Source organism: Micromonospora inaquosa (assembly GCF_003857055.1).
Taxonomy (GTDB): domain Bacteria; phylum Actinomycetota; class Actinomycetes; order Mycobacteriales; family Micromonosporaceae; genus Micromonospora; species Micromonospora inaquosa.
Map to the genome: position 1 here is coordinate 1 of NZ_QGSZ01000222.1, position 25018 is coordinate 25018.

Genomic DNA, 25018 nt, shown 5'->3' on the forward strand with positions numbered 1-25018 from the left:
CGGTTAGGGGAGGGGCCAGGGGAGGGTTAATTCGCCTCGGCGCCAGCGGGTGGGGTTGTCGAGGACGGGCCAACCTGTTTCGCGGAGCTGGGCCACCGCCCGCAGCCAGCGTTGGCGGGGGCCGAAGGTGGCGTACGGGGCGGCGGCCTGCCAGGCGTCGTCCAGGGCGCGGATGAGAGCGTGCACCGGCTCACCGGGGACGTTGCGGTGGATCAGCGCCTTGGGTAGCCGCTCGGCCAGTTCGGCGGGGCTGCCCAGTGTGGTGAGCTTCGCGGCCAGGGTCAGCGTCCGGGGGCCTTCGGCGTCGATCAGCAGCCAGCTGGCGAGCCGCCCCAACTCGTCACACGTGCCCTCGACGAGCACTCCACCGGGGGCGAGCGCGGCGGTCATCGTGTGCCAGGCTCCGGCCACCTCGCTCTCGTCGTACTGTCGCAGCACGTTGAACGCGCGGACCAGCACCGGCCGGAGCCCGGCCAACTCGAACCCACCTCGGGCGAACGTCAGCCCGGGTGGGTCGGCGGCCGGCGCGGCGGCCGCCACCCGGGCCGCGTCGATCTCCAACCCGACCAGCCGTACGTCCGGGCGTACCCCGGCCGCGAGTCGAGCACGCAGTTCCACCGCGGTCACCGGGGTAGCGCCGTAACCGAGGTCGACAACCAGCGGGTCGTCCGCTGCCAACAGCCGGTCGGCACAGCTGGCGACGATCCAGTTGTCCACCCGGCGGAGTCGGTTCGGGTTCGTCGTGCCGCGGGTGACCACGCCGAACGGCCGCCGCCGTGCCGCAGGGCTCATGTCAAGAGACTCGGTGCACCTTGTGCTGGGCGGCCTGCGCCCGTGGCCGGACCACCAGCCGGTCGACGTTGACGTGCTCCGGTCGGGTGGCGCACCAGGCGATGCAGTCGGCGACGTCCTCGGCGACCAGTGGCCCCGGCACCCCGGCGTAGACGGCTGCCGCCCGTTCCGCGTCGCCCTCGAAGCGGACCAGCCCGAACTCGTCGGTCTTCACCATGCCCGGGTCGATCTCGATGACCCGCAGCGGCCGGCCGCACAGCTCCAGGCGGAGCGTGCCGGCGATGGCGGTCTGCGCGTGCTTCGCGGCCGTGTAGCCGCCCCCGCCCTCGTACACGGTCAGGCCGGCGGTGGAGGAGACCACCACGATGGTGCCGGAACCGGAGGCTTCCAGTGCCGGCAGCAGCGCCTGGGTGACCCGGAGGGTGCCGAGCACGTTCACGTCGTACATCCACTGCCAGTCGGCGACCGAGCCGGACTCCACCGGGTCCAGCCCTCGCGCTCCGCCAGCGTTGTTGACCAGGAGGGTGACCGGCCCGGGTGCCTGGGCGGCAGCCTCGGCCAGCCGGGCCACCGACTCGTCCGAGGTGATGTCGCAGGTCACCGCGGTCGCCTGCCCGCCGGCGGCGGTGATCTCAGCGACCAGGTCGGTGAGCCGTTCCGCGCGGCGGGCGGCGGCGAGCACGTGGAAGCCCTCGGCGGCGAGCCGGCGGGCGGTTGCCGCGCCGATCCCGCTGGACGCTCCGGTGACGATGGCGACTGAGGTCATCCCGACATTGTCACAGTGGGCGTGCCAGCCGCCCCGACGGGGCGTGGGCCAGCCATTCGCGTCGTTCCGTGATGAGGTCCGTCACCCCGGGGGGCCGCGCCGGGGAATTTCCGAAGCCCGATGGGGAAGATGGCACCTGGCGTACAGGTTGACCGAGAAGCGCCGGTCGTGCGCGGCATCAACCGTGACGAAGGAGCGGATGTGGCGGAAATGCACACCGGTGTCGGGCGTCAGCGAGGTGCCCAGCCGTGGCCCCGGCCTCGCCGCATCGCCACCCTGTCGGTGCACACCTCGCCTCTGCATCAGCCCGGCACGGGTGATGCCGGCGGCATGAACGTCTACATCCTCGAAGTGGCCCGGCGTCTCGCCGAGGCCAATGTGGAGGTGGAGATCTTCACCCGGGCGACCTCCGGTGACCTTCCCCCGGTGGTCGAGATGGCACCCGGCGTGCAGGTCCGACACATCACCTCCGGCCCCCTGGAGGGGCTCACCAAGGAGGAGCTGCCCGGTCAGCTCTGCGCCTTCACGGCGGGGGTGTTGCGCGCTGAGGCCTCCCGCCCGCCCGGCCACTACGACCTGATCCACTCGCACTACTGGCTCTCCGGCCAGGTCGGCTGGCTGGCCAAGGAGCGCTGGGGGGTGCCGCTGGTGCACACCGCGCACACCCTTGCCAAGGTCAAGAACGCCCAGCTCGCGGCCGGTGACCGGCCGGAGCCAAAGGCCCGGGTCATCGGCGAGGAGCAGGTCGTCGCCGAGGCGGACCGGCTGGTCGCCAACACCCGGTTCGAGGCCAGTGACCTACTCGACCGGTACGACGCCGACCCGACCCGGGTGTCCGTCGTGCAGCCCGGCGTCGACCTGGCCCGGTTCCGGCCCGCGTCGGGCGACCGGGCCGCGGCCGCCCGCCAGGCCCGTCGCCGACTGGGGCTTCCGGTCGACGGGTACGTGGTTGCCTTCGTCGGTCGGATCCAGCCGCTCAAGGCCCCCGACGTGCTGATCCGCGCGGTCGCCGCGTTGCGGGAGCGCGATCCGGCCCTGGCTGACCAGGTGACCGTGGTGATCTGTGGCGGGCCCAGCGGCAGTGGGCTGGACCGCCCGACCGCTCTGATCGAGTTGGCCGCCAAGCTCGGGGTCAGCGACGGGGTGCGGTTCCTGCCACCGCTCACCGGGGACGACCTTCCGGCCCTGTACCGGGCGGCGGATCTGGTCGCGGTGCCGTCGCACAACGAATCGTTCGGGCTGGTCGCCCTGGAGGCGCAGGCCTGCGGTACGCCGGTGCTGGCCGCCGCCGTCGGAGGGCTGGTCACCGCCGTACGGGATCAGGTCAGCGGGGTGCTGATCGACGGGCACGACCCGGTCGACTGGGCCCGCACGCTGGGCAGCCTGCTGCCGAACCGGGCCCTCCGGTCGGTGCTGGCCCGAGGTGCCGAGCAGCACGCCCGGCATTTCTCCTGGGACCGTACGGTCGCCGGTCTGCTCGGGGTGTACGGCGAGGCGATCGCCGGGCACCGTGCGCGGCTCGCGGCCGACCTGGCGGGCGACGCGGCACTCTCCTGTTCCTGGTGACCGGGGGCGTCGGTCGTCACCCGGTGCGCGAGCCGGGTCGGTCGTAGAGTGGGTCCGGTGAGCCCGAAGAGCGATCTTGCGACCCTGATCGAGTCGGTCTGCGCCGAGCGGGACCTGGCCTGCGAGTCGACCGGCCCTGGCTCGTACGCGGTGACGCTGCCGGGCACCCACAAGCTCAAGACGGTCTGCAACCTGATCGTCGGCGAGCACGCGCTGCGGATCGAGGCGTTCGTGATGCGCCAGCCGGACGAGCGCCGTGAGGAGCTGTGGGCCTGGCTGTTGCAGCGCAACGCCCGGATGTACGGCGTCTCCTTCTCCACCGACGCGGTCGGCGACGTGTACCTGACCGGTCGGGTCAATCCGGCTGGCGTGGACGCCGACGAGTTGGACCGGCTGTTCGGCGCTGTTCTCACGTACGCCGACGAGTCGTTCGACACGATGCTGGAGATCGGCTTCGGCAGTTCGATCCGGCGCGAGTACGAGTGGCGGGTCAAGCGGGGCGAGTCGACCGTCAACCTGGCCGCCTTCGCCCACCTTTTCGAGCCCTCCGGCTCGGGCCCCGACGCAACCTGACGCGACCGCCCGCGCTCGTGCCCCCGCAGCGTGATGGTGCTTGAACCAGGAAGTGCGTGCTGGATCCAGCACGGCGGACTGGCGGTGGTTCGGAGTGCTCCTGACGGGTATGCCGCACCGCGCGGTGCGGCAAGGGACCCCCGCGCGCCGATGACGGAGTGCCAAGGAGCGGAGCGTCCCATGGCTCAGCGGAACAGCTCAGGTCGCGGCGCGACTGCGACCAGGACGAAGCGACAGGCCGGCAACCAGACGCCGGGTACACCCGGAGTCTCCGAATCGGAGATCTCCCGGATGCGGGTGGACGACATCCGCGGGCAACTGCGCAAACGCGGGGTCTCCGGGATCTCCGCTCTGCGCAAGCCAGAACTGGTGAAACAGTTGGTGCGCTCGATGCGGGCTGGCGCGGGTCGGAGCAGCACCGGCCCGTCGGGCCGGGCCACCGGCACCCGGGCGTCGGCGGGTCGTGCTGCCGCCACCAAGAAGTCGGCGGCCAGGCCGGCAGCGAGCCGCGCGAAGGCCGCGCCGGCCAACAAGAGCGCGCCGGCGAAGCGGGCCGCCGGGAAGAAGACGACAGCCGCCCGTAAGTCGACGGCTGCCAAGCAGACGGCGGCGGCGAAGAAGACGACAGCCGCCAAGAAGACGGCGGCGAAGAAGACGACAGCGGCGACGTCGACTGCGGCGCGCAGGACAGCGACCGCCCGTACGGCGCCCGCCCGCAAGGCGCCGGCGAAGAAGGCGCCAGCGAAGAAGGCACCGGCGCGGACGGCGGCGAAGCGCGCGGCACCGGCCCGGAGCGCGGCGGCGAAGCGCGCGGCACCGGCTAGGCGCACGTTGACGGCGTCGACCGGGGGTGGGACCACGGCCGGTGGGATCCGGACCGGACGGGGCACCGGCCGGTCGGTCCGCAGTTCGCAGGTGATCTCGTCGACCATGGACCGACCGGAGCGGCCGGGGCGGAGTCTGATCACGGCGAACCACGAGGTGATCAAGCGCTGGGCCCGGGACCGCGGGGCGAAGCCGGCGACCATCGCCGGCACCGAGCGGGATGGCCGGGCGGGGGTGTTGACCTTCAACATTCCCGGATACCGGGAAAGCAGCCGGATCCGCGAGATCACCTGGGATGAGTGGTTCTACACCTTTGACCTGCGGCGGCTGAACCTGATTTATCAGGAACAGTTGCGCGACGGTCGGCAGAGCAACTTCTTCCGGACCGAGTCACCCGATCGGGAAGACGGTTGAGGTGTTTGCGGGAATGGGCGACGGGTAACCGGCTGTTGCCAACGGACGAGGCCGGAGCAGCGGATACTCGCCAGTTGTGACCGGCGAGACAGCGTTCTGGGTTGAATCCAGAATCCGGGCGAACTAGCTTTATTGCACCGCGCCACGTTTGGAAACGTTCGGGGGAGCGGCGGATCGATCAGATCCGCGCACCAGACGAGGCGCGAGGGGACGGGTGGATTAACCGTTGGGGGACGGTTCCCACCTGTTTGGACCGGCGGCGTGAGCGGGCGATGCTTACGGGGGTGAGTGTTGCCCGCCGCCGCCGGCCCCACCGGCGGGCGCCCACTATGACCTTCGGGTCATGGTGGGCGCTTTGCCGTGCAACGCCAATTACGCAGTCGGCACGCGGTCTGCGATTGTTGTCGGCTCCTGCCGGGCGGCCGCACGCAGTGCGGCGACGTGTCGTTCGCGGGGTGGCCCGGCCAGCAGATGCCCGAGCGCGGCCAGCAGACCCAACCCACCCACGATCAGCCAGTGCCGGTCGCCGAGGTGCTGGAGGCTCACCCCGCCGAGGGTGGGCGCGACGAACGCCGCGGCCGGGAAGGTCAGGTAGAAGACCGACTGGTAGCGCGCTCGTAGCTGTGGTGGTGCCAGGTCGGCGTTGATCTGCGCGTTGGGCGGGGCGGCGAGCATCGAGCCGACCGTCCAGACGACTGCGGCACCCAGGTAGATGGCCAGTTCGTCGGCGATGGCGAGCGCCCCGAAGCCGAGCGCCAGTAGCGCGGTGGAGGCGGCCAGCACGACGTCCTTGCGGTGCCGGTCGATCAGCCGGGGCACGAACAGTTGCCCGACCACGATCAGCGCGCCGCCGAGCGCCACCACCAGCCCGTACGCCGATGGGCCCAGGCCGTCCGCGCGCATGGCCAGCGGCATGATCGTCGACGTCTGCATGGTGAGTACGGCCAGCACGAAGGTGAGCCCGACGAAGATCAGGAAGGTGCGGTCGGTGAGCGCGGTGTGCAGTCCCGGCCGGCGGGCCCGAACGGGTGCCGCGCGGGTGGCGGGCGGCAGGTCGACCGCCGGCTGGGTCAGCCGCAGGGTTTCCGGCACCTTCCAGCCGATCACGGCGGCTGCGGTCAGGGTGGCACCCGCGTCGACCAGGAACAGCGCCGTGAAGCTCGCCTCGGCCAGGATGCCGGCGAGCAGCGAGGCGACCGCCATGCCCAGGTTGAACGCCCAGAACTGAAGGTTGAACGCGCGCGAGCGGCGCTCGGCGGGCACCACGTCGACGATCGCCGCCACGAAGGCCGGGCTGGGCATCGAGTGCACCACGCCGATCAGCGCGGAGAGCACCGCGATCAGCAGCAGCGGTCGAGTGAAGGCGAGCGCCACCATCAGGCCGACGGTGGCCAGGTGCGCGGCGAGCAGGGTGGCCCGGCGTCCCCACTGGTCGGCGAGCACCCCGCCGAGCAGTACGCCGGCCGCCCCACCGGCCCCGTACGCGCCGACCACGGTGCCGGCCAGGCCTTCGCTCGCGCCGCGTACGTCGGTGAGGTAGAGCGAGAGGAACAGCATGGCGAACGCGCCGGCCCGGTTGATCAACAGGCCGGCCCAGAGGTACCAGAAGGTGGCGGGGAGGCCGCCTGCGGTGTCGTGCCACCAGCGCCGCAGGGCGTACACCCGACCTCCCGACAGTTCAGATTGTTAACTGTTTCCACTGCACAGTAGAAACTCCCGCACCGTCGCGCCAGTCCTTACGCCTCGACGGGCTCCGGCGCACGAGAGGCGGTGGCCGGTGCCAGCGCTTCGCCTGCCCGGCGCAGCGCGACTGCCCGCCGCTCCCGGGCCGGCCCCGACACCAGGTGGGCGACCGCGGTCAGGAGGCCGAGCGCGGCGCAGCCGTACCAGAGCGCGTCATTGCCGACGTGCTCTCGCACCAGGCCACCGAGGATCGGCGCGCTGGCCCCGGCTATCTGCCACGAGAGGGAGAACACGCCCTGGTAGCGACCGCGTAGCTCGGCCGGCGAGAGCTCGGCGATCAGGGTGGAGTTGGAGGGCGAGTTGAGCATCTCGCCGACCGTCCAGATCAGCACGGTCAGCCCGTAGAACCAGGCGGTGCCGGCGAACGCGGTCAGCCCGAACCCCACGCCCATCACCACTGATGCCAGCGCGAGCACGTGCGAACGGCTGCGCCCCCGGATCAGTCGGGGTACGAAGAGTTGGCCGACCACGATGAGGATGCCGTTGAGCGCGATCACCGAGCCGTAGGTGGCCGGGCTCAGGCCGTCGTCTCCCATCGCGATCGGCAGCATCGAGATGTGCTGGAGGAACACCAGCGCGGCGAACAGGTTGAGGGCCACGAAGCCGAGGTAGACCCGGTCGGTGAGGATCGTGCGCAGGGCACCGCGCGGGGCGGTCTTCGTCGTGACGGCGGTGGTGGACCCGGCCTGTCGGGTCTCCGGCACCTTGATGAAGATGATCAGCGCGGTGATCAACATGGTGGCCGCGTCGACAACGAACAGCAGCAGGTAGTCGGCCTGTGCGGCGAGACCGGCGAGGACGGCGGCGCAGGCGAAGCCCAGGTTGATCGCCCAGTAGTTGAGCGAGAAGGCGCGCAGCCGGTCCTTCGCCGGCACCACGTCGATCATCATCGCCCCGAACGCCGGCCGGGCCGCCTCGGCGAACATGCCGAGCAGCAGCGCGCCCAGCGCCACCGCCCAGAGGTCCCGGGCCAGCCCGAGCGCGAGCATCATGGCCGCCGCGCCGACGTGCGCGGTCAGCAACGTCGGTCGGCGGCCCCACCGGTCCGCGAGGGTGCCGCCGGCGGTCGTGCCGAACGCCCCGCCGACGCCCCAGAGGCCGATCACCAGGCCGGCCTGCGAGGCCGAGAAGCCACGTTCCTGGGTCAGGTAGATGGCGAGGAAGACCAGGACGAACGAGCCGAGCCGGTTGATCAGGGTGCCCGACCACAGGTACCAGAAGGTGGTCGGTAGGCCGCCGGTGGTGTCCCGGAACCAACTCCGCATCGTCCGCATATGGCGCCCCGCTTGCAAGTAATGACCGATGTGACTGACGTGCCTTACAACCCTAGTGTTGGGCGGATCCGCTGGTCACCAGCTTTTTCACGTGGTGGTCGTCACGACGGCTGCCCGCGTGTCCCCGCAGCGGTTGAGGCAGGATGATCCGCATGACTGCGAGCGAAGGGCCCACCGTCGGGACGCTGGTCCTGCTGCGGCACGGTGAGAGCGACTGGAATGCCAAGAACCTCTTCACCGGCTGGGTGGACGTCGACCTGACCGAGAAGGGCGAGGGCGAGGCGCGACGCGGTGGCGAACTGCTGCGCGAGCACAGCCTGCTGCCGGACGTCGTGCACACCAGCGTGATGCGCCGTGCGATCCGCACCGCCGAGCTGGCGCTCAACGCCGCCGACCGGCACTGGATCGCGGTGCGCCGGTCGTGGCGGCTCAACGAGCGGCACTACGGCGCCCTGCAGGGCAAGAACAAGAAGCAGACCCTCGACGAGTACGGCGAGGAGCAGTTCATGCTCTGGCGCCGGTCGTACGACACGCCACCGCCGCCGATCGACGACAACGACGAGTGGTCGCAGGTGGGTGACCCGCGCTACGCGCTGTTGCCGACCGAGCTGATGCCGCGCACCGAGTGCCTCAAGGACGTCGTCGACCGGATGCTGCCCTACTGGTACGACTCGATCGTCCCGGACATCCTGGCCGGCCGGACGGTGCTGGTGGCCGCGCACGGCAACTCGCTGCGCGCCCTCGTCAAGCACCTCGACCAGATCTCCGACGAGGCGATCGCGAAGCTGAACATCCCGACCGGCATTCCGCTGCGCTACGACCTCGACCCGCAGCTGCGCCCGCTCACCCTGGGCGGCACCTACCTCGACCCGACCGCTGCGAAGGCAGCCGCCGCGGCGGTAGCCAACCAGGGGCGCTGAGCCACCAAGGAGAGGGCCCCTCGTTCATCGCGAAGAGCGGTGAACGAGGGGCCCTCTTTTCGTGGGTCAGTTGCTGCCGGGCGCGTTCTCCCCGGTGATCAGGTAGATCACGTGCTCACCCGCGTTGACCGCGTGGTCGGCGAAGCGCTCGTAGAAGCGCCCCAGCAGGGTGGCGTCGATCGCCGTCTCCACCCCGTACGGCCAGTCGTCGCCGAGCAGCACCGCGAACAGGTTCTTGTGCAGCTCGTCCATGGCGTCGTCGTCGCGGTCCAGTTCGCCCGCGAGGTCGGCGTCGGGCTTCGCCAGCACCGAACCGATCTTCACAGCCATCCGGTCGGCGATCTCGGACATCTCGGTGAAGACGGTCCGCAGCTCGGCTGGGACGGCCGGCGAGGGGTGCCGGCGCAGCGCGGTCTTCGCCACGTGCTCGGCCAGGTCGCCCATCCGTTCCAGATCAGCGGCCACGTGCAGCGCGGTGATCATCGCCCGGAGGTCGGAGGCGACCGGCGCCTGTCGGGCGAGCAGGTCACAGACCCGCTCCTCGACGTGCCGGTAGAGGTCGTCGATCTCGGCGTCCCGCTCGATGACCGTCTCGGCGGCCTGCCGGTCGGCGGTGAGCAGGGCCCGGGTGGCCTGGCGCATGGCGGCGCGGACGCCCTCCGCCATGTCCACCAGCAGTTGGCTGACGATCTGGAGGTCGGCCCGGAACTCGTCGCGCATCATCACGTCCTGTGGTCGGTCGCCGCCGACGGGTGCCGGCGCAGGGGGATTGAGCAGGTGCGACGCCAACGGTAGGGCGCGCGGACGGACCCCGGATGAACCACGGTGAACGACGCCAGACGTAGGGGTGAACACTTCCGTAAGTGAGGGTAGTTCGTCCCGGTCTGTGTGGTAGCCAGGTTAACAATGACCCTACGATCGCCGGGTGGAGCGGGCGGTGGCGGTCGTGGTGGCCCTGGCGTTGGTGGCCGGGATGGCCGCCGGTCTCGTGCTGCCCCGGTTCCTGCGAAGGCGGGACGGTCGCGCCACGTCGACGGGGAGCGTCAGCTTCCGCTGGAGCAAGGGGAGGCCCGCGATAGCCGACGAGCAGCAGGCCGGGCTCGGCCGCCGGACGATCAACTCGCTCCGGGCCGGTGTCGTGGTACTGGACAACGACGACGTTCCCATGTTGATCAATCCGGCCGCCCGCGCGATGGGGCTGCTGCGTACCGGGAGCACCCCCGGCTCAATCGCCGCGCACCCACTGATCCGCACCCTTGCCGGCCAGGTGCGCCGCACCGGAGTGCGGCGCGAGATCGAGCTGGACCTGCCGCGCGGCCGCGACAGCGCGGGCGAGAATCCGCTCGGCGTGCACCTGCGGGCGATGGGTCTCGGCAACGGCTTCATCGCGGTCGAGGCGGTCGACGTGACCGAGTCGCACCGGCTGACCCGGGTACGACGCGACTTCGTGGCCAACGTGAGCCACGAGCTCAAGACCCCGATCGGCGCCCTGCAACTGCTCGCCGAGGCGTTGCTGGACGCGACCGAGCCGGCCGACCCGGCAGCCCCCGACCTCTCCGAGGACCTGGTGGCCGCCCGCCGGTTCGCCGAACGGATCCAGCACGAGTCGACCCGGCTCGGCCGGCTCGTGCAGGAGTTGCTGGAGCTGACCCGGTTGCAGGGGGCTGAGCCGCAGCCGCCACCGGAGCCGGTCGCGCTGGACTGGGTGATCGCCGAGGTGGTCGACCGGACCCGCACCACGGCCTCCGCTCGGGGCGTCTCGGTGGCCGTGGACGGTGAGCGTGGTCTCACCGCGTACGGCAGCGACTCCCAACTCGCCACGGCGGTGGCGAACCTGGTGGAGAACGCCATCAACTACTCGGGCGAGGACACCACGGTCCGGGTCACCCTGCGGGGCGACGGCGAACACGTCGAGGTCGCCGTCGCCGACCAGGGCATCGGTATCGCCCCCACCGACGTCGACCGGATCTTCGAGCGGTTCTACCGGGCCGACCAGGCCCGCTCGCGTGCCACCGGCGGCACCGGGCTCGGCCTGGCGATCGTGAAACACATTGCGAGCAACCATGGCGGACGGGTCGAGGTGTCGAGCACTCTTGGTGGTGGATCGACGTTCACCCTCCGGCTGCCCGCAAGCCCACCGGACGACCTCCTGGCGACACTGCCGCCGGTTGGGATCGAACCCGGTCCGACTGGGCTACGGCAGGTCTGACAGCAAATGGAAAGGAAATCCCCGTTGAGCCGCGTTCTCGTGGTCGAGGACGAGGAGTCGTTTTCCGACGCCTTGTCGTACATGCTCCGTAAGGAGGGCTTTGAGGTTTCGGTCGCCGCGACCGGCACCGACGCCCTCACCGAGTTCGACCGGACCGGCGCCGACATCGTGCTGCTCGACCTGATGCTGCCCGAGATGTCGGGCACCGAGGTCTGCCGACAGTTGCGGCAGCGCTCGGCCGTGCCGATCATCATGGTCACCGCCCGGGACAGCGAGATCGACAAGGTGGTCGGGCTGGAGATCGGTGCCGACGACTACGTGACGAAGCCGTACTCGCCGCGGGAGTTGGTCGCCCGGATCCGCGCGGTGCTGCGCCGGCAGAGCCCGGAGGTGGCTGAGGCGGGTGCGCCGACGCTGGCCGCCGGGCCGGTGCGGATGGACATCGAACGGCACGTGGTGACCGTCGACGGCGGGGCGGTGCAGCTGCCGCTGAAGGAATTCGAACTGCTGGAGCTGCTGCTGCGCAACGCGGGTCGGGTGCTCACCCGAGGCCAGCTCATCGACCGGGTCTGGGGTGCCGACTACGTCGGTGACACCAAGACGCTCGACGTGCACGTCAAGCGGCTGCGCTCCAAGATCGAGCCGGAGCCGTCCGCGCCGCGATTCATCGTGACCGTGCGGGGTCTGGGCTACAAGTTCGAGCCGTGATCGGCGTACCCGAAGGGGGTCTGCGCTCGGCGCGGGCCCCCTTCGGCCTGTCCGCGCTCGCGCCGCGCGCCAATTCCGAGAGCTGAACCACCTGCGCGTCGGGGGATGCGAGTCCGTTGGTGTGGCCCTTTGGAGCTGATGTCGCAGACGATTCACCCACCGGCGTCGTCGTCGGATTGGCGTCGTGGGGCGAGCAGTGTGGCGTGTGCCGTCCAATGATCTACCGAAACGGCTAGGCCTCGTCGGCGGGGTGCGGGGCGACCATGCCCTGCCTTGTCCTGGCCGCGCAGAGCTCGGCCAGCCGCTCGTACGCGGGCGCGCCGATCAGGGCGGTCAGCTCCGGGGAGTACGACAGGTACATCGGCTCGGTGCCGACGTGCGCGTCCGTCGAGGAGGTGCACCACCAGTCCAGGTCGTGCCCGCCGGCTCCCCAGCCCCGCCGGTCGAACTCGGACAGCGTGGAGACCAGCACCTTGCTGTTGTCCGGTCGATTCACCCAGTCCTGATCCCGGCGGATCGGCAGCTGCCAACAGACGTCCGGCTTGTATTCCAACGGGTGCACCCCGTCGCGCAGCGCCTGGGCGTGCAGCGCACAACCGCCCCCGCCGGCGAAGTCGGCGTCGTTGAGGAACACGCACGGGCCGTCGGCGCCCTGGGTGGCGGTGCGACGGGCCGGGTTCTTGCCGTCGATGGTGTCCTCGTCGGTCCAGTTCTTGAACCCGCGCCGGAAATGCTGCCAGGTCGACGGGGTGAGCCGCCGGACCGCGTTGCGAACCCGCTTCTCGTCGTCCGAGTCGGTGAAGAACGCCCCGTGCGAGCAGCAACCGTCCGCGGCCCGGCCGGCGATGATGCCGTGGCAGCCCTTGCCGAAGATGCAGGTCCAGCGGGAGAGCAACCAGGTCAGGTCGGCCCGGATCAGGTGCGTCTCGTCGGCCGGGTCGGTGAACTCGATCCACTCCCGAGGGAAGTCCAGGGGCACCTCGCGGCTGCGCGGGTCACCCGGGTCGTCCACCAGCACACGGAGCTCCATCGTCACTCGGCCCAGCGTACGCGCGGTGTCGCCCGCAGGCCGGTGAGCCGCGCAAACGTGTTGCGCCTAGGGTCTTCACCATGCGACTGGGTGTCCTCGACGTCGGATCCAACACGGTGCACCTGCTGGTGGTGGACGCGCACCACGGGGCGCACCCGTGGCCGGCGCACTCCGAGAAGGTGGTGCTCCGGCTGGCCGAGCAGATCGGCCCGGACGGCGCGTTGACCGAGGCGGGCGCGGATGGCCTGGTCAAGGCGGTGGGTATGGCCAAGGCTGCGGCCACCGGGCTGGCGGCGGACGACCTGATCGCGTTCGCCACGTCCGCGGTGCGCGACGCCACCAACGCGGCCGAGGTGCTGGCCCGGGTCCGCGACGAGACCGGCGTACGCCTGGCGGTGCTCTCCGGGGCGGACGAGGCGCGGATGACGTTCCTGGCCGTACGGCGGTGGTTCGGTTGGTCGGCGGGCCGACTGCTGGTGCTGGACATCGGTGGTGGCTCGTTGGAGATCGCCGCCGGCATCGACGAGGACCCGGACGTCGCGGTCTCTCTTCCGCTCGGGGCCGGTCGGCTGACCCGGGAGCGGCTGCGGGTCGATCCGGCCACCGCGGCCCCGCCGTCGGCGGAGGCTGTCGACAAGCTCCGGGAGTACGTGGACGGCCGGCTGGACAAGGTCGTCGACCAGATGACGGAGGTGGGCTGGGGTCGGGCGGTGGCCACCTCGAAGACGTTCCGGACCCTGGCCCGACTGGCCGGGGCGGCTCCGTCCGGCGGCGGGCTGTGGGTGCGACGCAGCCTGACCCGGGCCGGCCTGCGGCAGGTCATCGGCTTCATCCGGCACATCCCACCGGCGCAGTTGATGGAGCTGGAGGGGGTCAGCGCGGGGCGGGCCCACCAGTTGCTGGCCGGTGCCGTGGTCGCCGAGGCGGTGATGCGCCGCCTGGATCTGGACTCGTTGGACATCTGCCCGTGGGCGCTGCGGGAGGGCGTCATCCTCCGCCGGCTAGATCAACTCGAACCGATCTGACCCGGCGACCGTTTTCAGTCGATTTGCCGGCGCTCGTCACGATGCCCCGGGTGGTGCCGGGCTACGCTGGCTGATGTGACTTCCCGCGTTCCCGTGCTCCTGTCCAGCTCGTCGGTCTTTCCCGAGCCGACCGCGGCGGCGTTCCAACTGGCCGCGGCGCTCGGCTACGACGGCGTCGAGGTGATGGTCTGGACCGACGTGGTCAGCCAGGACGCGGGCGCGCTGCGCGGCCTCTCCACGCACTACGGCGTCCCGGTGCTCTCGGTGCACGCGCCCTGCCTGCTGGTCACCCAGCGGGTGTGGAGCCCGGACCCGTGGGAGCGCCTGCGCAAGGCCGCCGAGCTGGCCGAGACGCTTGGCGCGCCGACCGTGGTGGTGCACCCACCGTTCACCTGGCAGCGGGACTACGCGCGCAACTTCGCCGAGGGCCTGGCTGCCGTCTCGGACCGGTTCACCGGGTTGCGCTTCGCTGTGGAGAACATGTACCCGGTGCGGATGGCGGGCCGGCAGTTCGTCCCGTACGTGCCCGGCTGGGACCCGACCGACGCCGGCTACCCGTCGTACACGCTGGACCTGTCGCACTGCGCGGCCTCGCACAGCGACCCCCTGGAGATGGCCGACCGGATGGGCGCCGGGCTGGCGCATGTGCACCTCGGTGACGGCACCGGTGAGGGCCGCGACGAGCACCTGGTGCCCGGGCGCGGCACCCAGCCCTGCGGGCAGCTGCTCTCCTCGCTGGCCGGCCGGGGTTTCACCGGCGCGGTGGCGGTGGAGGTCGCCACCCGGGGCGCGAAGAGCCGCGCGGTGCGCGAGGCGGACCTGCGCGCCGCGCTGGAGTTCGCCCGCCAGCACCTGCCGGCGTCGTCACCTGTCGACGCCTGACCCGTCCGCCCGAGATCGGGCGGTGGCGGCGTCAGCTGACCGGTGAGAGGGAGTCGGCGGCGGAGGTCGGCTGGGGGGCGACCGTCACCTGCTCGCCGACCGCGGCCCGCTTACGGGCCCGGTGCGCGGCGACGTGCGAGCGGGTGGCGCAGCGCTCCGAGCAGAACCGCCGGCAGCAGTTGGACGACGTGTCCAGGTAGACGTTGCCGCACCGCTCGTCGGCGCAGACCCCGAACCGGGCGCTGCCGTACTCGCAGAGCCAGACGGACAGCCCCCAGACCGCGCCGGCCAGGTATTCGGCGCTGACCGAGGCACCCCGACTGGTCACGTGCATGTGCCAGTCGCTGGAGTCGTGCCCGGAGATGCGCGGCTGCACCGGGAACGCCTCAAGCAGCGCGTTCAGCTCGGTGACCGCCTGGGCGTCCCGCCCCGAGGTGCCGTACTCGAAGACGTCGCGCAACCGTTTCTGTGCCCGGCGGAAAATCGCCACGTCCCGGTCGGCGACCTCGTCGCGCATCCAGGCGTTGTCGTCGGGGAAGAGGGCCCGCAGGTCGTCGAGGTCGTCCAGGCGGGCGTTGACCAGGTCAACGCCGGTCCGGGCGTACGCGTCGAAGTTCACGCCCCCAACGGTAGACGACTCATGGGGTGCGCGGCGCGTCGATGTAGTGCGGCAGGAACCGCGCGTAGCCGTCGGTGATCAGACTCGCGCTCTCCCGTACCCCCACGCCGGCCGACTCGCCGTCGACGATCCAGCTGCCCAGCACCATCCGGTTGCCGGCGAACTGCGGCAACGCCCGGAACTCCTGGTAGCACCAGCCCTCGTCGCCGTAGATCCCCGGGTTGGTGATCTCCTCAGCGGCGGTGACGATGCGCACCGAGCCGCCCTCGCGGCCGAGCAGCGGCTTGGCCACGTACTCCGGCATGTCGCGCGGCGAGTCGAGGTATGCCGGGAGCAGGTACTCGTGGCCGGGGTACAGCTCCCAGAGGACCGCGAGCAGCGCCTTGTTGGAGAGCAGCAGTTTCCAGGCCGGTTCGATCCAGGTGGTCGGGGTGCCCGGGGCGAGGGCCGCCGGCCCGTACGGCTCGGCCAGCATCCACTCCCACGGGTAGAGCTTGAAGCAGGTGGTGACCGGGCGGTCGTCGGCGTCGACGAAGCGCCGGCCGTCCCAGCCGATCTCCTGGATGGGCTGCAGCTCGACGCTCAGCCCGGCCTGGCGCGCGGTCTCGGCGAGGTAGCCGGCGGTCATGTGGTCCTCGCCGGACTCCTCCTCGTTCGACCAGAGCACGTGCACCCGCGGGTCGTGCAGCCCGGCCCCGATCTTGGCCCAGGCGCCGACCAGCCGCTCGTGCAGGCTGTTCCACTGGTCCAGGTCCGGCCGGGTCTGCTCCAGCCAGTACCACTGGATGATGCTCGCCTCGACCAACGCGGTGGGGGTGTCCGCGTTGTACTCCAACATCTTCGGGGGCCAGGTGCCGTCGTACGCCAGGTCGAAGCGCCCGTAGAGGGTCGGTGGCGCCTCCCGCAGCGACCGGGCCACCGCCTCGGCCGCCCACTCCGGGATGCCGAACTCGGCGTACCGGTGCCGCTCCACCACGTGCTCGGCGGCGGCCACCGACATCCGGTGCAGTTCCTCGGTCGCCTCCTCCAGCCGCAGCACCTCGTCCAGGTCGAAGGCGTACGCGGCGGTCTCGTCCCAGTAGGACATGATCCCGCCGTCGGGCAGCTCGGTGTCGACGTAGACCAGCCCCTGCGACCGGATGGTGGCGTCCCAGTCGGTGCGCGGGGTGACCGTCTCGCGGCGCACCTCAGCCGCCGCAGGAGGCGAGGTGGGTGCCGAACCCGCCGCGGTCGGGCAGCGCCGCGGTGGTCGGCTCCGGGGCGGTGCGGCCGGCGGCCGGGTCGCTGACCCGCATCGCCAGCGCGACGGTGTCGCCGCCGCCGACCGGCCCGAGGGCGCAGTCGTCGTCATCGTCGTCGTCCGAGGTCATGTTGCAGCCGGAGAGGGCGAGCGCGAGGGCGGTGAGCGCGCCGAGCTGCACGGAGGCCGATCGGAGTCGGCGGCGGGGGCGTTGGTCCACGGCATCGTTGTAGCCGATCGACGCCACCGCCGCCGCCCCGCCCCCGGGTCGAGGTGGCCCCGCCGCCCCTCGGCGCGGCCCCTGGCAGGGGCGTTACGCTCGGCTCATGCTCCGTTCCGTCATCCTCGCCGCCTCCCGGTCATCCCAGGTCGAGCGGCTCGTCGCGACCGCCCCGTACACCCGGGACGTCGTCCGCCGGTTCGTCGCCGGCGCCGCCACCGACGACGCGTTGCGCGCGACCCGCGGGCTCGTCGACGACGGTCTCGCGGTCACCCTCGACCACCTCGGTGAGGACACCGTCACCCCCGAGCAGGCCACCGCCACCCGGGACGAATACCTCAGGCTGCTGAAGATGCTCGCCGCCGCGGGGCTCACCCCGGCCGCCGAGGTGAGCGTGAAGCTCTCCGCCCTCGGCCAGATGTTCGACGAGCAGTCGGCGTACGACAACGCGCGGGCGATCTGCGCGGCGGCCGACGCGGCGGGCACCACTGTCACCCTGGACATGGAGGACCACACCACCACCGACTCGACGTTGGAGGTGCTGAGCCGGCTGCGCAAGGATTTCCCGTCGACCGGCGCGGTGCTCCAGGCGTACCTGCGCCGGACCGAGTCGGACTGCCGGGAGCTCTCCTCGGCCGGGTCGCGGGTGCGGCTGTGCAAGGGCGCCTACAAGGAGCCGGAGTCGGTGGCGTACCAGTCGGCCCGTGAGGTGGACAGGTCGTACGTCCGCTGCATGAACATCCTGATGTCCGGCGACGGGTACCCGATGCTGGCCACCCACGACCCCCGGATGATCGCCATCGGCGAGGACCGGGCCCGGTGGTTCGACCGGGGGCCGGAGCGCTTCGAGTTCCAGATGCTCTACGGCATCCGCCCCGAGGAGCAGGCTCGGCTGGCCGGCGAGGGCTACACCGTGCGCACCTACGTCCCGTACGGCGACGAGTGGTACGGCTACCTGATGCGTCGGCTCGCTGAGCGCCCCGCCAACCTGGTCTTCTTCGGCCGTGCCCTGATCTCCAAGAAGTAGTTTCTCCGGTTCGGCCGACGGGCCGGCGGCGACCCTCGGGTCACCGCCGGCCCGTTTGGGTATCCGACTTGCCAATCTTGGCTAAGTGCCTTAGCTTTAAGGCTATGACTACTAGCCAGGTGCGACGGAACGGCGGACACATCGCGTACGAGGCGCGGGGCGAGGGGCCGTTGGTCGTCCTCGCGCACGGCATGGGCGAGAACCGGGCGAGCTTCCGGCACCTCGTGCCCCTGCTGGTGGCCGCCGGTCACCGGGTCGCCTCGGTCGACGTCCGGGGGCACGGGGAGTCCAGCGCCGGCTGGCCCACGTACGCCCCGGCGGAGGTCGGCGCGGACCTGCTGGCCGTGGTCCGCGACCTCGACGCCGGCCCGGCCGTCCTGGTCGGCAGCTCGTCCGCCGCGGCGGCGGTCGTCTTCGCCGCCACCGACGCGCCCGAGCTGGTCACCGGCATCGTCCAGATCGGCGCGTTCGTCGGTCAACCGAAGCTCAACCCGCTGCTGCGGATGGCGATGTGGTCGGTGCTGCACAGCCCCAGACTCTTCGGGATGTTCCACAACACCCTGTTCCCGGTGCACCGACCCGCCGACGACGCGGCCTACCGCCGCTCGATGGTGGCCAACCTGCGCGAGCCCGGCCGGATGGCCGCGACCCGCGGTGTGATCGCACCGGCCGAGCCACACTGGACCGCCCGCGCCCCACAGGTGCGGCAACCGGTGTTGGTGCTGATGGGGTCCAAGGACCCGGACTTCCCCGACCCGGGAGCCGAGGCGCGGGCCGCCCGGCGGCTCTACGGCACCGCCGAGGCCCGGATGATCGAGGAGTCCGGCCACTACCCGCACGCCGACCAGCCGCAGCGCACCGCCGACGAGCTGCTCGGTTTCCTGGCGGTGTGTGCCGGTGCCTAGGGTCGGCCTCAACCAGCAGACCGTCGTACGGGAGGCGGCCCGGCTGGCCGACGAGGTCGGCTTCCAGCAGCTCACCCTCGCCGCGCTCGCCAGCCGGCTCGGGGTCGCGTTGCCCAGCCTCTACAAGCACGTGCGGGGGGCGGACGCGCTGGCCCAGAAGCTTGCCGCCCTGGCCACCGCGGAGCTGGCCACCGAGATGACCACCGCCGCCGTCGGCCGCTCCGGTGGCGACGCGCTCCGGGCGATGGCGGACGCCTACCGTGACTACGCCCACCGGCACCCGGGCCGCTACCCGGCGACGCAGCGGGTGCCCGACCCGGCCGACCCGGAGCACGTCGAGGCGGGCGAACGCGCCGTCGGTGCCGTCGCCGCCGTACTACGCGGGTACGGGCTCACCGGTGACGACGTGGTGGACGCGACCCGCGCGCTGCGCAGCGCCCTGCACGGCTTCGTGACCCTGGAGGCCGCTGGCGGTTTCGGCCTGCCCCAGGACGTCGACCGCTCGTACCACCAGTTGATCGCGAGCATGGACATCTCGTTCCGCTCCTGGCCGGGCACCGGCCGGTGAGCGGGTGGCCGGGCCGATCGGCCCGGGGCGGCCTCACCGCGTCCAGGTATTGGTCGTACCCTTCGGCGGGTGACTGACGAGGTGCAGCGGCCAGCACCACGGCGGCTCTGGCCGCTGTGGACGGTGCTCGTGGTGGTCTTCCTGCTGCTGGGCTGTGGCCTGCCGGCCGCGCTCGTCGTCGGAGTGATCCGGGAGACAGGCGCGCGAACCACTGTCAGTCGGGTCGGTTCCTCGGCGGCCGACGACCCGGCCACCGCCGTGGCGCGCGGGTTGTCCGACCGGATCACCGCCCAACTCCACCGGCAGTCCGCGGCACTCCTCGCCGGCGATCGCACAGGATTCCTCGCCGTCGCCGACCCCGTCGCCCACAACGACCTGGGCCGACGCTTCAACGCACTACGCGAGCTCAAGGTGACCGGTTGGCGAGCCGAGCCGACCGGGCTGCCCGTGCCGATCATCGGCAAGCCCGGTGAGTGGCGGCTGCTGGTGCGCTTCCAGTACTGCTTCGTCACGCCGAACTGCCGGCCCAGCCCGGTGCTGATCGGCACCCGGTGGCGGGAGAACGGTGACCAGCCCCGGATGGTCGCCATGGAGGAATCCAAGTCGGTGGAGACCGGCACCCGACCGTGGGAGATCAGCGACCTGGCGGTCGCCGTCGGCGCGCGGACCATCGTCGCCACCACCCCGGCGCTGCGCGGCAAACTGCCCGGCCTGCTCGCGCAGGCCGAGGCGGCGGCGAAGGTCGCCGACGGGTACGCGGTGACCGGATCACCGCCGGACCGGTACCGGATCTTCTACGCCGGGCGCACCGAGTGGCAGCGCTGGTACGGCGGGGAACGCCCAGAATGGACCGGCGGTTACGCGGTCACCGTGGGCGGCGGTCACCACGAGGTGGTGCTCAACGCCGAAGGGCTCCCCAACAGCGGCACCGACGACCTGCTCCGCCACGAGCTGACCCACGCGGCGTCGTTGCCGGAGCGGGGCTACCCGGGCAAGCTCACCTGGTGGTTGGTGGAGGGGCTGGCCGAGTTCGCCGGTTCCGGCGGCCAGGCGGTCGACAGGTACGAGGGGATCGCCGACGTGCGCAAGATGGTCCGGGGCGGCTGGGATGGCAAGTTGGAGGGCATCAACCCCGCTGACGACGCCTCGGCCGAACGGGTCGCCGGCAGCTACGGCATCGGCTATCTGGCCGTTCGGCACCTCGTCGACCGGTACGGGCCACTGCCGCTGCTCACCTTCTTCAAGACCGTGGTGCACGACGGCGGGACCATCGACGCGGCCTCCGAGAAGGCGTTCGGCGAGCAGTGGTCGACGCTGCACGACGAGTGCGTGGCCTACGTCCGGGCCACCGCCGGCTGACGCAGCTCAGAGGTGGTGCGGTGGTGCGCCGTACCATCGATGGGTGCGCCGCCTCCAGCCGTCACGGCCCGCCAGCACCAGCCGGCCCCGCCTGCTCGTCGCCCTGACCGCCGTCGTCGTCCTCACCGCCACCACCGCCGCGTCCTGCAGCGACGAAGACCTCGACCTCACGCTGGCGTCGGCCGCCCGCAACCCGGTCACCGAGGTGATCGACGCCCCGGCCACGGTGACCGCTCGTGCCGCCGCGACCCTCACCGCCCCCGCCGACGGCACCCTGTCCAGCCTGCGCGTCCAGTTCGGACAGCAGGTCAAGCGCGGCCAGGTGCTGGCCGTGGTCGACTCACCGAACGCGCAGCAGCGCCTCCGGCAGGCGAAGGAGGCGCTGACCGCCGCGAAGCGGGCCGGCCGAGGCGTGGGAACGGGCAGTCTGACCAGCAGCCGACGCGGCACCGACAAGGCCGCCGATGAGGCGTTCGACGCGGCCCGCAAGGCCGCCGACAAGATCGCCGACCCGCAGTTGCGGAACGCGCTGCTGACCCAGGTGACGTCCGCGCAACACCAGTACGCGGCCGCCGCGCGCAGCGCCGACCAGGCGGTCCGGGCGGTGCAGCGGGGGATCAACGGGTTGAGCTCCGCCGTCGGCGCGCTCTCCGCGGCGCAGCGGTTGCAGGCCCAGCAGGCGTACGACCTGGCGAAGGCGACTGTCGACGCGCTCACCCTGCGCGCCCCGATCGCCGGCGTTGTGCAGCCGGGCGGCAGCCGGGCCGGCGGTGGCGCGAACGCCGGGCTGGCCGGGCTGTTGGAGCAGGCCGGTGGCGCGCAGGCCGCCGGCCTCGACCCGTCCGTGCTGGCCCCCAAGGGTGGGCCGCCCGCCGGGGTGGACGACGCGGTCGCGGTCGGCGGCCAGGTCACCGCCGGCACGCCGGTGCTGACCGTGGTGGACACCGGGCAGTTGGGTCTGCTCGCCGAGGTGGACGAGACCGATGTGCTGCTGGTCAAGACCGGCGTGGCCGCCACCGTCGAGTTGGACGCCGTCACCGGCGCCAGCTACGACGCCACCGTCCGGTCGGTCGACGTGCTGCCCACCAGCTCTGCGCAGGGCGGGGTCACCTACCGGGTACGCCTCGCGCTGGGCGCCGGAAAGCTGGCCGAGGACGAGCCCGCCCCGACGCCCCGCCCCGGCATGAACGCGATCGTGCACCTGCGGGTACGCGAAGCCGTCGACGCGGTCACCGTCCCCGCGTCGGCGGTGTTCTCGGCCGACGGCCGCGACGCGGTCTGGGTGGTCCGGAACGGCAAGGCGGACCGGGCGTCGGTGACCGTGGGCGTCCAGGGGGCCGACCTGGTGCAGATCCTCAACGGCGTGCAGCCCGGCGACCGGATCGTGGTGCGCGGCGCCGACCAGGTCCGCGACGGCCAGGAAGTCCGGTGACCGAACCCGTCGCGGCGGGTTCGCGCGGCGACCCGTCGACAGGGGAGCGCGTCGCGGCCATCGAGGCGGTGGACGTGTCCCGGACGTACCAGCTCGACGGGGTGTCGGTGGCGGCGCTGCGAGGGGTGTCGCTGACCGTGCAGCCGGGGGACTACGTGGCCCTGGTCGGGCCGTCCGGGTCGGGCAAGTCCACCCTCATGCACCTCCTCGGTGGGCTGGACCGACCCACCGGCGGCCGCCTGGTGATCGGCGGGCGGGACGTCAACACCCTCGCCCCACCGGAGATGGCGACCCTGCGCAACGAGACGATCGGCTTCGTCTTCCAGGCGTTCTACCTCCTACCGCGTACCTCGGCGGTGGAGAACGTGGCGTTGCCCCTGGTCTATCGGGGGGTGTCGGCCCGGCAGCGCCGGGAGCGGGCGGCGGCGATGCTCGGCCGGGTCGGCCTCGGGCACCGGCTCGACCACCGGCCCAACCAGATGTCCGGCGGTGAGCAGCAGCGGGTGGCGATCGCCCGCGCGTTGGTCACCGAGCCGACGGTGCTGTTGGCCGACGAACCCACCGGCAACCTGGACAGTGTCACCGGCGCCGCAGTGCTGGAGCTGTTGGAGCAGTTGAACGCGGAGTCCGGGGTGGCGCTGGTGATGGTCACCCACGACCAGGAGGTGGCGGCCCGCGCCCATCGTCGGATCACCATGCGCGACGGAGTGGTCGTGGCGGACAGCGCACACCCGCACTCCGTTCATGATCGACCGCCGTCCGTTGATCACGGTCGACCTGCGACACTGATCTCCGCTCCCAGCGCGGAGCCCCGGTCCGCGTCCGGAAGCGGCCCGGGGCACCCGTCCGGTGGCTCCGGTGGCGCCGCCGGAGCCACCGGGCGCCTTCCGCGCGAGGTCGAGCGGCCCGGAGGTGCGGCGTGAGGGTCGCCGAAGCGTGGCGGGTGGCGCTGGACGCCCTACGGGCCAACCGGCTGCGCAGTGCGCTGACGATGCTCGGGGTGATCATCGGGGTGGCCTCGGTGGTCCTGCTGGTGGCCATCGGCACCGGCACCAAACAGAAGGTCGAGCAACAGGTCGAGGGCCTCGGCTCCAACCTGCTGCTGGTCGTCCCCGGCCGGATCGAGGTCGGCAACGCGCCGGTCGTCTCGCCGTTGACCCTCAAGGACGTGGATGCCGTCACCCGGGTGGTCGGTGACCCAGATCGGGTGGCGGTCACCGTCGCCTCCGGTGCGACCGCGCGGGCCGGCGCCCGTTCCGACTTCACCACCGTGCAGGGCGTCCTGGAGACGACCCCGGCGGTGTTCACCAGGTCGCTGGCGCGGGGACGCTACCTCACCGGCACCGACGTGGACACCAGCCGACGGGTGGCGGTGCTCGGCGACTCGGTCGCCCGTGCGCTCTTCCCCGACCGGGACCCGCTCGGCCAGCAGGTGGCGCTGGCCGGGGTGCGGTTCCGGGTGATCGGTGTCTTCGCGCCCCTCGGGCAGAGCCTCGGCGTCGACCGGGACGACGAGGTGCACGTGCCGGTGACCGCCGCGCAGCGACTCTGGGGCACCCAGCGGGTCGACGGCATCGCGGTGAAGGCGCCGGACCGGGAGCGGATCGACGAGCTGGGCGAACGGATCGTCGCCGAGCTGAACCGCCGCCACCCGGACACCGAGTTCAGCGCTGTCACCCAGCAGCAGATCCTCGGTGTGCTCGGCGACATCCTCGGTGTCCTCACCGGCGTACTGGCCGCCATCGCCGGCATCTCGCTGCTCGTCGGCGGCGTCGGCGTCTCCAACATCATGCTGGTCAGCGTCCGGGAGCGGACCCGGGAGATCGGGCTGCGCAAAGCCGTCGGCGCGCGTCCCCGCGACATCGGCGTGCAGTTCCTGCTGGAAGCGGTGCTGCTCACCACGATCGGCGGGCTCACCGGAATGGCGCTGGGTGTGGGCACCGCCCTGCTGGTCGACGCGCTGTCGCCCATCCCGGCCGCGATCACCTGGTGGTCGTTGGCGCTCGCCTTCGGCGTGTCGGCGGTGGTGGGCATCGTCTTCGGGGTGGTTCCCGCGCAGCGCGCCGGCCGGCTCGACCCGGTGGTCGCGCTGCGCACCGAGTGAGCAGCGCCGGAACAACCGGACGGTGCACGCGGACGGGCGGATACCGGGAGCACGGATCGGGTGAACCGGCCACCGAAACATGATCAGTTGCAGGAAGGGATCGCGCCGGTCACAACCGCCCCGCTACCGTACTGGTAACACGCGCGTCGTCGGCCCGGCCCGGAGCATCCGTCGGGTTGGCACGCGCCGGGCATGGGATGGGTCGGTGAGCCATGGCCGGGTCACAGTCCGACGGACGGCTGTCGGAGGTCAAGTTCCTGACCGTCGCAGAGGTGGCGACGGTCATGCGGGTGTCGAAGATGACGGTCTATCGCCTGGTGCACAGCGGTGAGCTCACCGCCGTCCGGGTCGGCCGGTCATTCCGGGTGCCCGAGCATGCGGTGCACGAATATCTCCGGGGTGCTTTTCAGGAAACCGCCTGAGCCACCACTCCACCCGTCATCGCCAGGCTGACCGGCATCGGTGAGCGTACCGAGTGAGCTTTGCGAGCCCCGCTGTCGCGGACCGGAGACGGTCGCGACGGGGGCGCGTTGGTCCGGCTGACGCCCTCCGGCTACCCTGGAGCCCGACCGAGACCCCACCGGCGCGCCCCGCCGCCCAGACTGGTCCGGTCCGTTGTCCGCAAGCGGTCGCCGTCGCCACCTGCGTGGTGTCATCCGGTCCGCCCCGCACGTTGTATCGAAAGGCTGTCGTATGGGCTCGGTGGTCAAGAAGCGCCGTAAGCGCATGGCTAAGAAGAAGCACCGCAAGCTGCTGCGCAAGACCCGCGTCCAGCGTCGCCGTCTCGGCAAGTGATCGCCGCCGGGCTCACGGCCCG

26 protein-coding genes are annotated in these 25018 nt (G+C 71.7%); 17 read left to right on the forward strand and 9 right to left on the reverse strand.

Annotation, left to right across the window (positions count from 1 at the left end):
* Positions 1-3: 3 nt before the first annotated feature.
* Positions 4-792 carry a class I SAM-dependent methyltransferase gene (locus DLJ59_RS17875; protein WP_124773783.1) on the reverse strand — a complete coding sequence of 263 codons (789 nt, stop codon included), beginning with the start codon at positions 790-792 and terminating at the stop codon, positions 4-6.
* Between the two features lies 1 nt (position 793).
* Entirely contained in the window at positions 794-1558 is a 765-nt protein-coding gene (locus DLJ59_RS17880; RefSeq protein WP_124773784.1) for an SDR family oxidoreductase, read from the reverse strand.
* 201 nt (positions 1559-1759) lie between these two features.
* On the opposite strand from DLJ59_RS17880, the gene mshA reads away from it, so the two are divergent.
* The 3 genes from mshA to DLJ59_RS38105 all read left to right on the forward strand — a co-directional run bounded on the left by mshA (position 1760) and on the right by DLJ59_RS38105 (position 4936).
* The gene (gene mshA / locus DLJ59_RS17885) at positions 1760-3124 is read left to right on the forward strand and encodes a D-inositol-3-phosphate glycosyltransferase (RefSeq protein WP_124773785.1); all 1365 of its coding nucleotides are present in this window, start codon (positions 1760-1762) and stop codon (positions 3122-3124) included.
* Between the two features lie 57 nt (positions 3125-3181).
* Positions 3182-3697: a type III secretion system chaperone family protein gene (locus tag DLJ59_RS17890; protein WP_124773786.1), complete on the forward strand. Its 516-nt coding sequence runs from the start codon at positions 3182-3184 to the stop codon at positions 3695-3697.
* A 390-nt stretch (positions 3698-4087) separates the two neighbouring features.
* Complete coding sequence (locus tag DLJ59_RS38105) at positions 4088-4936, forward strand: hypothetical protein (RefSeq protein WP_482805358.1); 849 nt, start codon at positions 4088-4090, stop codon at positions 4934-4936.
* Positions 4937-5308: 372 nt separating this feature from the next.
* Here DLJ59_RS38105 and DLJ59_RS17900 read toward each other — a convergent pair whose 3' ends face one another.
* Positions 5309-6598: an MFS transporter gene (locus DLJ59_RS17900; RefSeq protein WP_124773788.1), complete on the reverse strand. Its 1290-nt coding sequence runs from the start codon at positions 6596-6598 to the stop codon at positions 5309-5311.
* Positions 6599-6672: 74 nt separating this feature from the next.
* A complete protein-coding gene (locus tag DLJ59_RS17905) occupies positions 6673-7953 on the reverse strand; it encodes an MDR family MFS transporter (protein WP_124773789.1) in 1281 nt (426 codons plus the stop codon).
* A gap of 152 nt (positions 7954-8105) precedes the next feature.
* Here DLJ59_RS17905 and DLJ59_RS17910 point away from each other — a divergent pair, with 152 nt between their 5' ends.
* Complete coding sequence (locus tag DLJ59_RS17910) at positions 8106-8873, forward strand: phosphoglyceromutase (protein ID WP_124773790.1); 768 nt, start codon at positions 8106-8108, stop codon at positions 8871-8873.
* A 66-nt stretch (positions 8874-8939) separates the two neighbouring features.
* Here the strand turns inward: DLJ59_RS17910 and phoU are convergent, their stop codons facing one another.
* Positions 8940-9593, reverse strand: a complete 654-nt coding sequence (phoU, locus tag DLJ59_RS17915) for a phosphate signaling complex protein PhoU (protein ID WP_124773791.1) — start codon at positions 9591-9593, stop codon at positions 8940-8942.
* 253 nt (positions 9594-9846) lie between these two features.
* On the opposite strand from phoU, the gene DLJ59_RS17920 reads away from it, so the two are divergent.
* Both DLJ59_RS17920 and DLJ59_RS17925 read left to right on the forward strand, forming a co-directional pair.
* Positions 9847-11082: a sensor histidine kinase gene (locus DLJ59_RS17920; protein WP_208648743.1), complete on the forward strand. Its 1236-nt coding sequence runs from the start codon at positions 9847-9849 to the stop codon at positions 11080-11082.
* A gap of 24 nt (positions 11083-11106) precedes the next feature.
* Positions 11107-11790, forward strand: a complete 684-nt coding sequence (locus DLJ59_RS17925) for a response regulator transcription factor (RefSeq protein ID WP_030329696.1) — start codon at positions 11107-11109, stop codon at positions 11788-11790.
* A gap of 232 nt (positions 11791-12022) precedes the next feature.
* Here the strand turns inward: DLJ59_RS17925 and DLJ59_RS17930 are convergent, their stop codons facing one another.
* Positions 12023-12820 (reverse strand): DUF3109 family protein, encoded by a 798-nt coding sequence (locus DLJ59_RS17930; RefSeq protein WP_124773819.1) that lies wholly within the window; start codon positions 12818-12820, stop codon positions 12023-12025.
* A gap of 80 nt (positions 12821-12900) precedes the next feature.
* Here DLJ59_RS17930 and DLJ59_RS17935 point away from each other — a divergent pair, with 80 nt between their 5' ends.
* A complete protein-coding gene (locus DLJ59_RS17935) occupies positions 12901-13845 on the forward strand; it encodes a Ppx/GppA phosphatase family protein (RefSeq protein WP_124773792.1) in 945 nt (314 codons plus the stop codon).
* A gap of 75 nt (positions 13846-13920) precedes the next feature.
* Positions 13921-14727, forward strand: coding sequence for a sugar phosphate isomerase/epimerase family protein (locus DLJ59_RS17940; protein ID WP_124773793.1), 807 nt, complete (start codon positions 13921-13923; stop codon positions 14725-14727).
* A 31-nt stretch (positions 14728-14758) separates the two neighbouring features.
* On the opposite strand, the gene DLJ59_RS17945 is transcribed toward DLJ59_RS17940, so the two are convergent.
* The 3 genes from DLJ59_RS17945 to DLJ59_RS17955 are packed head-to-tail and all read right to left on the reverse strand — an operon-like array spanning position 14759 to position 16806.
* Positions 14759-15346, reverse strand: a complete 588-nt coding sequence (locus tag DLJ59_RS17945; protein WP_124773794.1) for a CGNR zinc finger domain-containing protein — start codon at positions 15344-15346, stop codon at positions 14759-14761.
* Positions 15347-15365: 19 nt separating this feature from the next.
* Positions 15366-16532: a glutathionylspermidine synthase family protein gene (locus tag DLJ59_RS17950; protein ID WP_124773795.1), complete on the reverse strand. Its 1167-nt coding sequence runs from the start codon at positions 16530-16532 to the stop codon at positions 15366-15368.
* Position 16533: 1 nt separating this feature from the next.
* Complete coding sequence (locus DLJ59_RS17955; protein ID WP_244236090.1) at positions 16534-16806, reverse strand: hypothetical protein; 273 nt, start codon at positions 16804-16806, stop codon at positions 16534-16536.
* A 106-nt stretch (positions 16807-16912) separates the two neighbouring features.
* Between DLJ59_RS17955 and DLJ59_RS17960 the strand changes: the two genes are divergently transcribed.
* The 9 genes from DLJ59_RS17960 to DLJ59_RS18000 all read left to right on the forward strand — a co-directional run bounded on the left by DLJ59_RS17960 (position 16913) and on the right by DLJ59_RS18000 (position 24996).
* A complete protein-coding gene (locus DLJ59_RS17960; protein WP_124773796.1) occupies positions 16913-17833 on the forward strand; it encodes a proline dehydrogenase family protein in 921 nt (306 codons plus the stop codon).
* Positions 17834-17937: 104 nt separating this feature from the next.
* Positions 17938-18738 (forward strand): alpha/beta fold hydrolase, encoded by an 801-nt coding sequence (locus DLJ59_RS17965; protein ID WP_124773797.1) that lies wholly within the window; start codon positions 17938-17940, stop codon positions 18736-18738.
* Positions 18731-19306: a TetR/AcrR family transcriptional regulator gene (locus DLJ59_RS17970; protein ID WP_124773798.1), complete on the forward strand. Its 576-nt coding sequence runs from the start codon at positions 18731-18733 to the stop codon at positions 19304-19306. The genes DLJ59_RS17965 and DLJ59_RS17970 overlap by 8 nt, the downstream gene beginning before the upstream one ends.
* Positions 19307-19375: 69 nt before the next feature.
* Positions 19376-20665, forward strand: coding sequence for a hypothetical protein (locus DLJ59_RS17975; protein WP_124773799.1), 1290 nt, complete (start codon positions 19376-19378; stop codon positions 20663-20665).
* Between the two features lie 43 nt (positions 20666-20708).
* On the forward strand, positions 20709-22097 hold the full coding sequence (locus DLJ59_RS17980) for an efflux RND transporter periplasmic adaptor subunit (RefSeq protein ID WP_124773800.1): 1389 nt from the start codon (positions 20709-20711) through the stop codon (positions 22095-22097).
* Positions 22094-23020 carry an ABC transporter ATP-binding protein gene (locus tag DLJ59_RS17985; RefSeq protein WP_124773801.1) on the forward strand — a complete coding sequence of 309 codons (927 nt, stop codon included), beginning with the start codon at positions 22094-22096 and terminating at the stop codon, positions 23018-23020. Before DLJ59_RS17980 ends, DLJ59_RS17985 begins: the two co-directional genes overlap by 4 nt.
* Complete coding sequence (locus tag DLJ59_RS17990) at positions 23017-24201, forward strand: ABC transporter permease (RefSeq protein WP_091402733.1); 1185 nt, start codon at positions 23017-23019, stop codon at positions 24199-24201. Before DLJ59_RS17985 ends, DLJ59_RS17990 begins: the two co-directional genes overlap by 4 nt.
* A gap of 212 nt (positions 24202-24413) precedes the next feature.
* Positions 24414-24623, forward strand: a complete 210-nt coding sequence (locus DLJ59_RS17995; protein WP_007465625.1) for a helix-turn-helix domain-containing protein — start codon at positions 24414-24416, stop codon at positions 24621-24623.
* Between the two features lie 271 nt (positions 24624-24894).
* Positions 24895-24996 (forward strand): 30S ribosomal protein bS22, encoded by a 102-nt coding sequence (locus tag DLJ59_RS18000; RefSeq protein WP_007465623.1) that lies wholly within the window; start codon positions 24895-24897, stop codon positions 24994-24996.
* Positions 24997-25018: the final 22 nt, after the last annotated feature.